Genomic DNA, 15,133 nt, shown 5'->3' on the forward strand with positions numbered 1-15,133 from the left:
TTCCTTTCCTGTCATTAGAAGTCTACTGTGTAATCATCACCTAACCATTTTTTACTAAGTTCACTTACCACTCCCTCTTTCTTTAATTCAACGATAGCTTCATCTAAGCGCTCCTGTAATGTCACTTCATTTTTATTGAGTAAAAAGTATACTTTTGAATTTAATAATGCGTCACCTACAACCTTTTGTTGTGCTTCATTGCTCTCGTTATAGTATCTGACTGCGAACGGTGTTGTAATAATGGCATCAATACGACCAGTAGCCAGTTGATTATTGACATCTACTGAACCAGAAGAATAGACGATATTCGCTCCTAAATTATGCTCTTTATTATATTTTTCAATAAAAACAGCGGAGTTACTCGTTGGTGAAACACTGATATTCTTCCCTTTCAAATCCTCAACGGATTGAATTTCTTTATTTTTCTCATTCACTGTCACCTTTAATGGGAAGACATTATACGGCTCTTTATTGAATAAAAACTTCTCCTGTCGTTCACTATTGACTTCCATTTGATGGGCAATAAAATCAATTTTCCCTGTCTCTAAACTTAGTAATAAATTGGAAAATTCCATTGTTTTAAACTCAAATTCATATTCTGGTAGCTTCTCATCAATTGCTCGAACAAGCTCCACGTCATAGCCCGTTAAATTGCCTTTATCATCTAAAAAGCAGATGTTTGGAAACTGTGTCCCCGTACCTACAATGATTTTTTGAACATCTTTCCCACCCTGTGCTGTATTTTGGGCACTCGCATCTCCATCTGATTTTTCTGAGCTTACGCAGGCTGTTAATAGTGCCGCTAGTACAAATAGTAGATAAAACGATATTTTTTTCATAAAATCCCTCATTCCTTCTGTTATGCATGTGAGGGTAAGCTCACAGCAAGTGCCTTCTGCAGGTGTTCTAAACCTATTTCTGTTACAGCTTGATAGATACCCGTTTCACTTGATCCAATTTCTACAACAGGTACATATCGAACACCATATTTTATTTCAAGGATGTCGCGGAACGTATCATTCGACGTGACATCCACCGTTTTGTATGCTATTCGTTGTTCCTGTAAATACGCTTTTATATCCTCGCAATAACTACAACCTTGTTTCGACCAAACAATTATCTCTACATTTTTTGTCATGATGATGACCTCCTTAGCTGACTGCCACTTTTTGCTGTAGCTGTAAATTAACTGGACTTAATAGTTCGAATGAGCGTTTACGTTCAAACTCCTTCAATACAGGAGTATGCAAAATGAATTCATCTACCTGATATTGAACATGAAAATCATCTAATATTGCTTTAATATCCTTAGGCGATCCATAGACAATATCTGCCTCATATTGTTTGACCGTATACGCCTCTCCAGACTCTTGACCAAATTTTTCAGCTAGCTCTATGGATTGTAATGTCAGTGTTCTACCACTCGCTAAATGCACCTTCGTAATTTTTTGATCCCCAATCAATTCCTTTGCTTCCTTTTTGGTTGGAGCTGCAATGGCTGCGATTGATATGGCGAAGTGGCCACTGGCATTATACTCACGATAGATACGTGCTGCTTGCGCTAATACATCATTGTCACTATTAATAAATCGAGCAAAGACAAATGCAATGCCGAGTTTTCCTGCAAGAGCAGCACTTTCTGGGCTAGCACCGAGTAAAAATAATGTTGGCTTTATCTTCGGAATCGGCGTTGCTTGTATACCATATAATTCGTGCTCTTTTGGTATTGATTGCTCAATTAATTGCTGTAAAAATGTTAGTCTATCTTCAAAATCGTCCCCTTGATTGAGCGTGCCATATTGTAATGCCTTTGTGGAAAGAGGTAAACCACCTGGTGCTTTTCCAATACCTAAATCCACTCGTCCTGGCTCCAACGCTGCCAGTACATGGAAGTTTTCTGCCACCTTGTATGGGCTGTAATGTTGTAGCATCACACCACCTGACCCGATATGAATGGACTTTGTCTTTGCCAATAAATAGGAAACTAATACTTCTGGCGAGGAACCTGCTAATGTTTCTGTATGATGGTGCTCCGACACCCAAAAACGTGAGTAACCTAACTGCTCCGCTTTTTGTGCAAGTGCCACTGTTTTTTGCAAAGTTTGTTCGTTTGTTGCACCCCCGATAATCGGACTTTGATCTAATATGCCTAATGTATAGCTCATCCAATGCCTCCTAATTTCTTTTATTCTAATAAATTTACTAGGTTTTTAGACAGACTGTGTGACATAGCGACTTTCTTTGAATGGTAATCCCAAATTCCCGCGCAGTGTTTCTGCCTCATAGTCTTTACGATAAAGTCCTCTTGCTTGTAAAATAGGCACGACCTTATCCACAAAATCTTCAAGAGCACCAGGCACTGTCACACCAATGATGAAGCCATCTGCCGCTTCCTTTTCAAACCATTTCTGTACAAGATCCGCTACCTGCTCAGCTGTCCCAAAAAAGGCTGTTTTAGGTGTAGCTTCACGTAAAGCAACCTGACGTAATGTAAGACCCTCTTGTTTAGCATATCGTTTAATATAATCAGTTGTACTTCTAAAGCTATTGGCTCCAATGTCACCTAGTTCAGGAAACGGAGCATTCACATCATACTGAGTAAAATCATGATGGTCGAAATAACGCCCAAGATAAGCAAGTGCACGGTCTATGGAAACTAGTTCAACGATTTCTTGATATTTTGCCTCTGCTTCCTCCACTGTATCGCCAATAATAGGTGAAATTCCTGGGAAGATTTTTACTTCATCTGGATTACGCCCAAATGCTGCCACCTCTGTTTTTACTCTTCTGTAAAATGTTTGCGCCTCTTCAATTGATGCACCATGTGTAAAAATAGCATCTGCATCCTTGGCAGCCAATCGAATGCCTGCATCTGATGACCCAGCTTGGAAAATAACAGGCTGACCTTGTTTTGACCGTCCAATATTGAGTGGACCTTGAACTGAAAAATAGGTCCCTTTATGATGTAAAATGTGTAATTTTTCTGGATCAAAAAATTGATCATTGTCAACGTCAGCAATAAATGCATCATCATCCCAAGAATCCCATAAGCCTTTGACAACCTCTAAATATTCTTCCGCAATTTGATAACGCTCTGCATGGTTAGGATGTTGGTCGATTGTTTTATTGTAGTTCAAAGCAGTACTTTCTAATGGAGTAGTTACTACATTCCAGCCTGCACGCCCCGCACTAATATGATCTAATGAAGCAAATTGTCTTGCCACTGTAAATGGTTCGCTATAGGAAGTTGAAACGGTTCCAACTAAGCCAATATTCTTCGTCGCTACAGCCAATGCTGATAAAATTGTAATCGGCTCAAAGCGGTTTAAAAAATGAGGGATGGATTTTTCATTAATAAATAAACCATCTGCAATAAATGCTACATCAAATTTCCCTTGCTCTGCCTTCTGAGCCTGCTGAATATAAAAAGGCAAGCTTACACTTTGATTACTCGCTACCTTTGGATGACGCCAACTAGAAATATTGCCCCCCACTCCATGAATGATGGCCCCAAATCGAATTTTATCCTGTCTAGCCATGTCAATTCCTCCTCAATCCTCATTATTTACTAAACTTAGTGGTTAAGTATGTTTTTGTTTAAAAATTTTTTATTTATGCTAATTCATAAATAAATTTGGATTGAAAATGATATTACAGTTCCTTTAGACAATATGCAATAGGCTACGTAATAGAAAAAATTTTAAGTTCTGAAAAAATATTTAATTAATGCCTTTCTTGCATGCTTTCAAATTGCTTAGCGGTCTCACAGATTGTCTGCCAAAAGGCTGTCGTCAACACCTCTTTATCTTTATAGGTTAAAAATATGTGTTGATTCATATCCAATAAATGCTTGACGTCTATCTCCACAAATTCACCGCTTTCGAGCTCCTTTTTGACGCAAAGATGTGGTAAAAAGCTAATATAGTTCTTTGTCCGAATAAATTCCTTTGCAACTTCTAAATGATCCGTACGTACTTCAATATTGGCTGTCACGCCCTCTATCTCAAACATTTTATGCACATAATTCCAATCAAACGCTCCACATTCAAAAAACACCATTTTCTGTTGGGCTAACTCCTTTGCTTGCATGCGTTCACGTTGTTGTAATAGATGATCACGATGTTTCACAAGTTTCACCGCATTGTTTAATAATAGCTCATTACTGATGCCATCTCGATGCACATATTGAATAAGACCTAGATGAATTTGATGGCTTTGTAACTTTTCTAAAATCATCGTAGTTGAACCTGTAATTAGTTGAAATCGCAAATAAGGAAATTGTTCTTTCCATTTCGGCAATGCATAGGCTAAGAAATACTGTGCTGTCACCCCATTTGCCCCAATACATACTTCATCTGTTTCCTGTGTTTCCTCTAATTGCTTCTTTCCTTGCTGAAACGTTTGGACAATTTGTGTAGCAAACGGTATAAAGTCTTTTCCTTTCTCCGATACGCTCACACTTCGCCCATCTCGGTAAAACAATTCAACACCAAGCTCCCTCTCTAACGATTTGATTCGTGCTGTCACAGTGGGCTGTGAGAGAAACAACGCATTGGCTGCCTTATGGGTACTTTTGTAATGGACAACATATAAAAATGCCTCGATATGGTCTATATTCACGAGGAGTTCACCCCTTCATACTTATTTATCCTATTATATAAATAATTCTTTATATTCTCTATAATTTATTGGAAAACTATGTTTTTAATTTTTATCAAAAGAAAAAGTAACCTAGCGTCTCCTAGGTTACTTTCATAGTGTTGAAAAACAAAACCATCCATAGAATTTATGTGAAAGGTGAAAAAGGATTTCCGTTGCAGGCTACTTGCTTTCCTGTGGGCGAGCGCCGAGCCGCTTCCTCCGTGCAGGGGCTCGCCTGTCTCGCTATTCCCACGGGAGTCAAGTAGCCTTCCACTCCAATCCATAAAATAAAATGTTAACTTTTTAGCAAAAAAGTGAAGGTATTCACTACTCTTTTATGGAGGAGTGTTGGCACACATCACTTCTCCACATTGAAAGTAAGAGGCTATCCTTTCTTAATAATATAAATAATGGGCTATTTTGTTCAGGAAAAGACACTTTTGCAGAATGGTTGATTGGAGTGGAGCCAGCGTCACTCCTAGGGGATTTAGCGTCACAGAGGAGACCCTGGAGCGAACGCAGTGAGTGAAGCGGCTCATCGGACGCCCCCTGGAAAGGACGCTGGCGGAACGGACATCAACCTCTCACCTTGCAAAGTTGGTTTTTCTGCTATTGATATCACCTTTTTTCAACAACATGAAAGTAACCTAGCGTCTCCTAGGTTACTTTACTATGTAGCGATGTTGCCATCCATCTTGACAACCAACATCGCGCGTGGTTTACAGCCCTCTGTCTGCGCTACCACTGTTATGTTATTCACTTGAACATCCTCTGCTGCGCAAGTAAACTCTTTTTATCGTACTTCTCAACTCGAGAAGCATATGTCCAAATTTAAGCAAGAATCGATGCCAGTACGGCTTTTTGTGCATGCAGTCTATTTTCGGCTTGTTCAAAGATATAAGAATTAGGTCCATCAATAACTGATGTTGCCACCTCTTCCTCACGATGTGCTGGTAAGCAGTGCAAGAACATATAATTTGGTTTTGCGTAGGCAACTAGCTCATCATTAATTTGATAACCAGCAAAGTCTTGTAAACGTTTAGCCGCTTCTTCCTCTTGACCCATCGATGTCCAAACATCTGCATAAACCACATCTGCATTTAACACAGCTTCAACAGGATCATTTGTGATCGTAATGGTACTGCCATTTGCCACTGCAATCGCCTGTGCTTTGGCGATTACTTGCGCATCACACTCATACCCAGCTGGTGTTGCCACAGCGACATTCATGCCGACATGTGCAGAAGCTACGACTAGTGAATGCGCTACATTATTGCCATCGCCTACATAGGCAATTTTAAGCCCTTTTAAAAAGCCTTTATTTTCTGCAATCGTTTCTAAATCAGCTAATGCCTGACAAGGATGATAAATATCCGTTAGTCCATTGATGACTGGAATAGCTGCATGCTCTGCAAGCTCTTTGACCATCGCGTGAGAATTTGCACGAATCATAATCCCATCTAAATAACCAGATAATACATGTGCTGTATCATAAATCGATTCACCACGACCAATTTGCAAATCGCGCGCATGCATAAACATACTTTTCCCACCTAATTGATTCATGCCAACTTCAAATGAAATACGTGTACGAGTTGAATGTTTTTCAAAAATCATGCCAAGTGTTTTACCTTCTAATAATCTTGGACATTTTCCCTCTTTTGTAATCATTTTTAGCTGTGTTGCTAGTTCAATCAGTTCTTGAACCTCTTGACTTGTATAGTCTAGCAATGTTAGAAGATCTTTTCCTTTTAAACTAGATACTAACTTCAACTGTACTTCTTCGAGTAATTTCATCGCCTTCGCTCCTTACATCGTTGCTGTTGAAATTAGTATATCATGCATAAATATAAAATCAACTGAATTTTTATAATTTATTTCAATTAGTAAGCACGAGACTTTAAATGTGACAAAAATTCGCCATATAGAATATTTATGCATACATTAAGATTCATCTATACTAATCTTTTAAAGCACAAAAAGGATACCTCCGTTTTAAGGTATCCTTTATATATTCTTTGCGTAACTAATAACTCATATGACAGGTGTTTTCCTGACAACTCTGTTCTAACTCCTTATAATAATCCTGTTTATTTTCATATGGGAAAAAGTGACTTCCGGAAAACTCTTTCAAATGAAAGGTATTAGTCGTGACAACTTGCCAATTTTTCACATTACATGCTGGTGCATCAGGATCATTCGTTCCACAATGTGCAAGAATCGGACCATGGAATAATTCATCTTGATAATCAAACGACTCATTCAAGCGATAATCATTTTTTACAATAGGTAAAATATATTGCAGCACTTCTTCATTTTCTAACAATTCATTCGGTGTACCACCTACTCTTTTTAACTCTTGAATGAGCTCACTATCGTCCATCGTTGTTTGATAGTCATCAGGAAAATCATCCTGTGGGGCATGGCGGCCAGCTACTATTAATAAATTCACCTTTTTCTTATATTTTTCTTCTAACAAACAGGCTGTCTTAAATGCAAGAATAGCTCCCATGCTATGACCATAAAAATAAATTCGTGTTTGGCTTGTCACTTGATGAATAGCCTCTGCAATTTGTGGTATGACATCATGATAATTTGTCATGTACTGTTCTTTTATTCTTGTTGACTTTCCAGGTAGCTCGATCGGAAAGACAGCTAAGTTCCTCTCCCATGTTTTCCAATTTTTAAAAATGGCTGCACTGCCACCAGCATGATGAAAGCAAAAAAGCTTACAAGGATGACCATAATCTAACGCTTTCACAAAAGGAAACCATTTTTTCACATTCATCATATCCATTCTTTTTCTCCCTTAATATCCCTCATTCTTAACGGCTCTCGTTCCTGTATACAGACTTTTTGGGACGGCCCCATTTTCTTCCCAATATTATTCCATAATTTACAAGCTGTTAAATAATATTGTGTTGTTTGATTGAAGTAAGAACGACTCCAAATTTCTTCTGAAAATGTTATAAGAGAGCGTTCAACACTTTTTGGCCATACCTTTATATATAAATCTTCAAAGCTCGTATTTTGTGCAGGAAAGACAATCTCCTCAACCGGATAGCTTAAGAATTTATTGTCTCTTTTCTTATTAAATATAGTTGACTCGTTTAATGATGAGCTCATACATGGCATCCAGTGTACTGATCCATGCGGGTCTGGTAGATACAATGTTCCTCTGTTCGTTCCTAAAATCACTCTATGCAACAAATAAATATTACTTTCTGGATTAGCTAAATCCATTTGATTGAAAATGCGTAACGTCACTGGAATATCCCGGATTTGTCCAGATAGCGTATAAAAGGGATCATGCTCTGTATGATTATTAATTGGTTCAAGTGTACAAGTTTGTAAGCCCCCAAGTGCTTGTCCGATAATATCAAGCATTGGAAATAATACTTGGATACTACACGCCGCCTCTAAATAAATAATGTCGCTGGCTTCTCTTAATGTTTGCGCTGTTTGTAAAAAGGCATATACGGCATCAACATTTGGGTAAAAACTATTCAAGTGATACTTACAATTACCAGCTTTCGCACTTTTAATTAGCTTTAAATAATCATCTTCATGCACTGGATGCTCCTGAATAACATGTATACCTTTTTCTAAAAACGCTTGTGCAATGCTTGTCCCTGCTCCACCCACGATAGTCGATTTAACAACAACACAGGCAACATCCACCTGCTCATTTGTTATTTCATCCACATCGGTGTAAAGCGGTACATTAAATGTATTAGCAAGCTCTTCCGACTGTTTACTACCTTTAGATAAAATACCTACAAGCCTATAATGAGATGGTAAGTTTAAAATTGCCTGCACATAATACGCTCCAAATTTCGTACCACAAACCACTACCCTTAACGGTCTCATAATAGCCCTTCTTCCAACAAGCTTACATGATTTTCTGAATGTGAAGTGATGCTAAAATCTTCTATCGCACCCTGCACACGCAATTCTCGCATCACAATAGTAGGGTTTAATACGTCATATGCCCAATAAACACCATTTTCGTGCACCATTCCTTCTATAATTGCTTCTACAGATAATGCACAAATAATGCCACTAATCATAAAGCTATTTTGACTAAGTAATTGAGCTTTTCGTCGTATTGGCTGTTGCTGATACTTTCCAATCATTTCAATGATAACGGTGTACCATGTTTGCCGCACAGGGAATACAGTGAGTCTTTCCATCAATTCATCTATAATTTGATGTAAATGTTCTGATGTATTTTTCATCGCCAATCGTATACATGCTTGTTGTAATAATGAAAAAACAGCTTTATTTGGATACATATTATACCAATGTGCTTCAGTTATCTGTAGCTTTTTTGCGAGGCGGATTGTTTCATTTGTTATATACCTTTGAGTATAGATTTCTTTTTCCTCACCATAAATGGTGACATTTATTTTTTCTGGCTGTACAGTATCTCGTACTATTTCTTTATTCTTATAAAAGGCATTCGCTGTGCCAAATCCATAAATGGAGCTAAGCATTAAATCAGCAGCTGCTCCTTTACTATATGTTTCTTCACCACCTGCATAGCCGATTACTTTCTCTATTTGATCAAACCCTTCTTGAGCTAATAAACGAGGAAGAATCCCAGATAAACCGGGAAAACTTCCTGCTGAAAGAATCATGATATTCGTTAGCTCCTGCTGCATAATTTTTTTTTCCAACAAATCGGCACCAAATGCATCAACATAATGGGCTCCCACTTTTTTTGTAGCCTGTGCTACTCTATCAATAATGCTATACGATGGGCCTGCACAATTTAATACAATTGTACATCCTGTACAAAATGTCTCTAGCGCCTCTTGGTCATATATATCTACTTGCCTATAATCTATATATTCATGTGAGTGAGCATGTTCTTTATTGCCACTTCTACTACCACAGCGTAGTGGATATTTATCCTTTAAAAATCGTACAGCTGCTTGTCCAACGGATCCACTGTAGCCAATAATTCCTATTTTAAATTGATGGTTCATGACTAACTCCTTTAAGCAGTAAATGAGCAGTCTCTTTCACATATGGCTCTTGTAAACAGGTAATGTGATTGCCATTTATAGGTATAATATTCAAGTGACCAAATGTAATCTCTTTCCAAAATTCTTCATTTCTTGTACCCATGACTGGTAAAAAGGATGACGTTTTATCGATACAGCTAAATGCAGCTACATCTCCCATGAAAGGCTCTGTTCCATACGATACAACACCTTTAAAGCTTTGACAGAAAATTTGATATAGCGTTTCCATTCGCTGTTTTTGATAGGCAGAAATATCACCCTGCAAAGCTGGAACAGTCGTATATAAATCTACCAATCTTTGTTCAGGTGACTTACTAGCAAGCTTTTGATAACAGTGTGCAACTGGTGTGAACTCTCCCGTTAGTTCACATAAATCTTCAATCGTAATCATGTTCGTTTCTTTTTTGATTAAATCTTGTAATGCTTTTTTGAGTAATTCATCGTCAACAGCATGACCGCTTTTTTCAAGATCTGCACCTATTAATAAACCAAATGTTCTTTCCATTAATAAATCATTTCGAAGCTTGGCATCACACGGCGTAGTATCTATAGTTATGACCGGTTCAACTTGAACACCCTCTGCAAGTAACACCTTTGCTGTTTCAATAGCGATAAGTCCACCCATGCAGTATCCTATCAGTTCATAGCTTGCAGCATTTAGCTCTAACAATTGTTTGGCATATTTTTGCCCTAAACTTTGAATGAGTGATTCAGATGGATAGGCTAAATAATCTGCTTCATCGCCAAAAATAAACCCTGCTATCGTATCTTTGCGATTAGATTCTTCTATTAAATAAGGGAGCAATTGATTGTATGGTGTAAGTGTCCCTGTTCCATCATGAAATAGAACTTTCATGTTACCGCCCATTTCACCTTCAGCTAAAATAACGAAAGACGGTTTCTTATCTGAAGTAGTTTCATCCTGCACTGTTTGATGATTTTCCACTGAGTGACTTATCTTTTCTGCAATCTCTGCAATGGTTGGTGTTTGTAAAATCTCTACCATTAATTGATCCCACTCCCAATGCTTCACCTCTGGTAGTGTATCTCTCATGGCGGCCACAATTTGTGCCACTAGTAATGAATCACCACCTGCTTGATAGAAGTTTTCATTACGCCAAATACTTTCTCGATTTAATGCCTTTGCCCAGATAGCTGCAATTCTTTTCTCTAAATCGCTTTGTGGGGATTCTCCAGATTGTGCAATAAATGGATTAGATGCTTCTAAGCGACTTTGTAACGCACCACGATCCACTTTACCATTTTCAGATAACGGTAATTCACGGAGTACTTCAATATGCGCTGGGAGCATATATGCTGGTAATTGTTCTTCTAAATATTGTTGAATCTCACTCGCATAAATTCGCTTGCGTTCACCTCTAAACTGACCAACAAATACTGCCTGATTGGCTGCTGATAATGGATCATTTGGGGTAGGATATACACCCGCTATCTCCATTTGTGCTGCTGCAAATAACTCATGCCACTGTTCACGATTAAAAAATACTTGATCATTGTCTTTACGAAAATCTTCAAAATCATTTAGACCCGCATGAAATTCCATCGATGTAAGGAGGGAATAGTTTTCCCCTGTTGTATCCGCCACGATCAATGCCCCACCTTCCACTGTCATTTCCTTAAAAGCCTGTAGCACTTGTGGTGCTTTTTTAGCATTGTGTAAAACATTATTACATAAAATCAGGTCAAAGGAAGATGCTTGAATTCCTTGAGACCAATAGGATTGATTGATATCATACAAACCATATGTAACCCACTTATAAGGTTCAAATGATTTACGTGCTTCATTTAAAAAGAATTGTGATAAATCTGTAAAAACATATTCTACATTTTTTTGATCTAATGACGGTATTAACTCTAAACTTACACCACCTACGCCTGCTCCTACTTCTAAAATTCGAAATGGTTTATTTGGATAACTCGCTCTAAATTCATCTATAATCGTATGAACAGCTTGAATCGTCACTTGATTTAATGAACGACTAATCAGATTGTCTTTATATGCTGCTAAGGCAATCTCAAAGCTGCCTTTTGGGAAAAATAAATCTAACGAATCTATTTCGCCCCGAAGTAAACCTAGAAGATGCTTACTTGAATCCTCAAAGTAATCCACAAGCTTTTTACCATATTGCATTTTTCCCTCAATTTCTCTCCATTGTAGCCAAGACATTGCTGAAGCATTATGCGGTAAATCTGTATGAATTAGATAATAGTTTGTCGTAGCTGGATTTTGCTGAATAAGATTCTCTTTACATAACACATTCAGCCATCGTCTGAGTAGCTGATGATAATAGGGATGAACTTTCACAATTTGCTGAATCTCACTAAAAGAAAATTCTCGATCATCTATAAATATATCTAAGTCCTGGAATGTTTTCATAATATCTAGGACGGCTGTCCAATTGGAAATTGTAGACCATTGTGCAAATAGCTCGCGATCTACAGCATGAGTTGCTCGATCTCCAGCAGTCTTCACTATAGCTGCTAACTTGTCTGAAGGAACGAAGGTTGTGACTTCATTTGTATTTTTTCTTGCTTGCGCGAATGCTGAAATACTAAATTCTTTTGTTGCCGAATCCTTATTTGCAATTACGGCAGCATGCTCTATCTGCTGCATCCGTTGTAGAGAGCTTTCAACTTCGCTTAGTTCAATGCGGTGCCCATGAATTTTTACTTGCGTATCTTCTCTTCCCAAAAATTCAATCACACCATCTGGTCGGTATCTGCCTAAATCGCCAGTGGCATATAACCGTTCTTCTGTGTAAGGATGGATTATAAATTTCGCTGTAGTATTTTTTTCATCGTGTAGATAGCCAGTGGCAAGCCCCTCTCCTCCAATATATAAATCACCAATTGTCCAGTCAGGGCATTCTTCTAGCTCCTTATTCAACACATAAAAATTTTGATTGGCCAATGGCTTACCATAAGGAATGCTATTTTTATAAGCCGTATTCATATCTATTGGATAATAAATAGACCAGATGGCTGCTTCTGTAGCTCCACCAAGACTGATAAATTGCGCTTCTTCAAAATAATGTGCCATTTGTTTAGGTAATGTAACAGGTATCCAATCACCAGATAAAAATACTAGACGCAATACGTTATGAAGAGTTGTTGTCGTATCCTGCATATAAGCGGAAAGAAGTTGCATTTGAGCTGGTACTGAATTCCAAATAGTGACCTGCTGAGATGTTATAAGTTCCAGCCAATGTTTTGGATCTTTATGACGTTTATGCTCTGGTAATATAATGCTACCACCAACACTTAATAAGCCAAAAATATCGTATACGGATAAATCAAATGCTAAATTAGCAATGGCTAAAACTCGATCATGCTCTGTTACATGGAAACGCTGATTTATATCCATTATTGTATTTAGCGCCGCTTTATGACTGACAATAACGCCTTTTGCTTTACCTGTACTGCCTGATGTATGAATAATGTAAGCTGGCTGCTCAACGTCTACACGTACAGGAACTAATTGTGCTTCTGATACAACGTTTAATTGCTCGACACTAATAAAAGAAAGAGCATCTTGTTCGTATAATTTACTAGAATGACTATGACTTAAAATAAATGTGATTTGCGATTCATTGATAATATCTTTCTTCCGTGCAATCGGTTGCTCTCTTTCTAAAGGTACATACACGCAACCCGCTGTTAATGTTCCTAATACAGCAGCAATTTGCCAAATCCCTTTCGGTAAATCAATGGCTACAAAATCCCCTTGCTGTACACCTTCCTTCAGCAATGCCTGTTGAATAGCAAATACATAGCGACCGAGCTCCTCATATGTAAAATATTTGCCATCTGCATAAACAGCCCTATTTTTAGGATATTGTGTAATGGCATCTAGCACTTTGTCATACAGTAATCCTTTAGGTAAATTAACTGTTGTATTCTTTATTTCATTTCTAACCTTTTGCATTGCTTCTGGTAAGCCTATCACATCGCGATCAGTCCACGCTCCCTCGTTATTTGCCAGGTTTGTTAGGTGATCCACAAAAAACTGAAAAGCAGTATCCATTAAACCATTTGGAAAAATGCCCTCTCGTACATCCCAATTTATCAATACCCCATTTGGTTGTTCAGATACTTGACAATCAATCCACACTTGAGGGGTCTGACTAATTTTATAGGCTAGCTTCAACTTAGGCTCATTATCAGACATATGGCTATTTACCTCAGCACCTAATGTGCTTGTATAAACAACAGGAATAATAACATCTCGATTGCGCTGTCGCTTTAATTCACGCAATACCTCAATTCCTGAGAAATCCCGATACTCTAAATCTGTCCAGAGCTGCTGTTGAATTTCAGCCGCATGCTCATAAAAAGCTCTATCTCTTTTTGCATATATTTCTAATAGATTAATCGTTGTAAAGTCTCCAACTATATCATGAATTTGAGCATGAATAGTAGGACGGTTAAGCATCGTAATATTCAAGCAAAAATGCGATTGTTTTGACCATACACCGATAATTTCAGCAAAAGCCGTCAATATAATACTAGATGGTGTTAGTCGATGTTCTTTTGCCTTCTGACTTAAACTTTGCCACTCGTGTTTCGGTAATAAAAAATTAAATTGTTCAAAACGAATGGTATGACTATCCGTTTTGTCACTTACAACTGGTAACTCTGGCGCTTCTGGAAAAGTCTCTAAACGGCTAGTCCAATAATTTTTAGCTATGTCATAGGCTGCCGATCGATTATGTTTTTGTTCATATTGTTGGGTCATGACATCTCTAAATTGAATGTCTAAAGCTGGTAATGGCGTATTTTCTGTATAATAAAAGTGTTCTAATTCAGCTATTAATACATTGATACTGACAAAATCCGCAATTAACATATCAATGGATAGATGAACAGTACTTTGATTTTTTTGCTGTGTCAGGACGAGGTCGTACAATGGCCACTTATCAGGAGCATACTGTTTAACAGATAGCTCATTTCTTACTTGTAATAATCGTTGATTCGCAGCTTCAGGTGCTTCCTCTGTTAAATCAATAACCTGTAAAGCTGGAAGCTCTACATTTTCTAGTACTTGCTGATAGCCCTCCTGATGCACTATCGCACGAAGCATATCATGACGCTTTATGACATGATGCCATGCCTTTTCAAGCTGTATAGGATCAAAAATAGTACCAACTAGTTCAGCATATACTTTACAGCCTACTCCACCGTAATGATAATTGCCGCTTCTTCCTACTAAATAGGCTGATTGAATATCTGTAAGTGGAAAGGAATCATAACGTCTTTCTGCGTCATGGGTGATTGGCTGGTGTTCTTTTTGTAAAAAGTCAAGAAGCTGCTCTTTATGCTGTCGTAACCGCTCTTTCCGTTCATGTGTAAGTACACCAGTTGGAGCCTTAAAATGTAATTTCCCATCTTCTACCCAAAGATTTACGCCCAATTCGCGATACTCTGCTACTAATTTTTTCATA

At 37.9% G+C, this 15,133-nt stretch carries 10 protein-coding genes; all 10 read right to left on the minus strand.

From position 1 onward, the window contains the following. Positions 1–14: 14 nt before the first annotated feature. The 10 genes from NST76_RS15840 to NST76_RS15885 all read right to left on the minus strand — a co-directional run bounded on the left by NST76_RS15840 (position 15) and on the right by NST76_RS15885 (position 15,132). Complete coding sequence (locus tag NST76_RS15840; protein ID WP_089934420.1) at positions 15–839, minus strand: transporter substrate-binding domain-containing protein; 825 nt, start codon at positions 837–839, stop codon at positions 15–17. A gap of 20 nt (positions 840–859) precedes the next feature. Further along, positions 860–1,138 (minus strand): glutaredoxin family protein, encoded by a 279-nt coding sequence (locus NST76_RS15845; protein ID WP_036128274.1) that lies wholly within the window; start codon positions 1,136–1,138, stop codon positions 860–862. 13 nt (positions 1,139–1,151) lie between these two features. Further along, complete coding sequence (locus NST76_RS15850; RefSeq protein WP_342544127.1) at positions 1,152–2,165, minus strand: LLM class flavin-dependent oxidoreductase; 1,014 nt, start codon at positions 2,163–2,165, stop codon at positions 1,152–1,154. Between the two features lie 45 nt (positions 2,166–2,210). Continuing rightward, positions 2,211–3,539: an LLM class flavin-dependent oxidoreductase gene (locus tag NST76_RS15855; RefSeq protein ID WP_036128276.1), complete on the minus strand. Its 1,329-nt coding sequence runs from the start codon at positions 3,537–3,539 to the stop codon at positions 2,211–2,213. A gap of 184 nt (positions 3,540–3,723) precedes the next feature. Further along, on the minus strand, positions 3,724–4,620 hold the full coding sequence (locus NST76_RS15860) for a LysR family transcriptional regulator (protein ID WP_036128277.1): 897 nt from the start codon (positions 4,618–4,620) through the stop codon (positions 3,724–3,726). A gap of 852 nt (positions 4,621–5,472) precedes the next feature. Further along, positions 5,473–6,438 (minus strand): ornithine carbamoyltransferase, encoded by a 966-nt coding sequence (argF, locus tag NST76_RS15865; RefSeq protein ID WP_342544130.1) that lies wholly within the window; start codon positions 6,436–6,438, stop codon positions 5,473–5,475. A 229-nt stretch (positions 6,439–6,667) separates the two neighbouring features. Beyond that, positions 6,668–7,438 (minus strand): thioesterase domain-containing protein, encoded by a 771-nt coding sequence (locus tag NST76_RS15870; RefSeq protein ID WP_271910663.1) that lies wholly within the window; start codon positions 7,436–7,438, stop codon positions 6,668–6,670. After that, positions 7,429–8,511, minus strand: a complete 1,083-nt coding sequence (locus NST76_RS15875; RefSeq protein WP_342544131.1) for a Gfo/Idh/MocA family oxidoreductase — start codon at positions 8,509–8,511, stop codon at positions 7,429–7,431. Before NST76_RS15875 ends, NST76_RS15870 begins: the two co-directional genes overlap by 10 nt. Continuing rightward, positions 8,508–9,632 (minus strand): saccharopine dehydrogenase NADP-binding domain-containing protein, encoded by a 1,125-nt coding sequence (locus tag NST76_RS15880; protein ID WP_342544134.1) that lies wholly within the window; start codon positions 9,630–9,632, stop codon positions 8,508–8,510. The genes NST76_RS15875 and NST76_RS15880 overlap by 4 nt, the downstream gene beginning before the upstream one ends. Beyond that, positions 9,616–15,132 carry an amino acid adenylation domain-containing protein gene (locus NST76_RS15885; protein WP_342544136.1) on the minus strand — a complete coding sequence of 1,839 codons (5,517 nt, stop codon included), beginning with the start codon at positions 15,130–15,132 and terminating at the stop codon, positions 9,616–9,618. The genes NST76_RS15880 and NST76_RS15885 overlap by 17 nt, the downstream gene beginning before the upstream one ends. Position 15,133: the final 1 nt, after the last annotated feature.

This window comes from Lysinibacillus sp. FSL W7-1291 (genome assembly GCF_038593415.1).
Taxonomy (GTDB): domain Bacteria; phylum Bacillota; class Bacilli; order Bacillales_A; family Planococcaceae; genus Lysinibacillus; species Lysinibacillus fusiformis_D.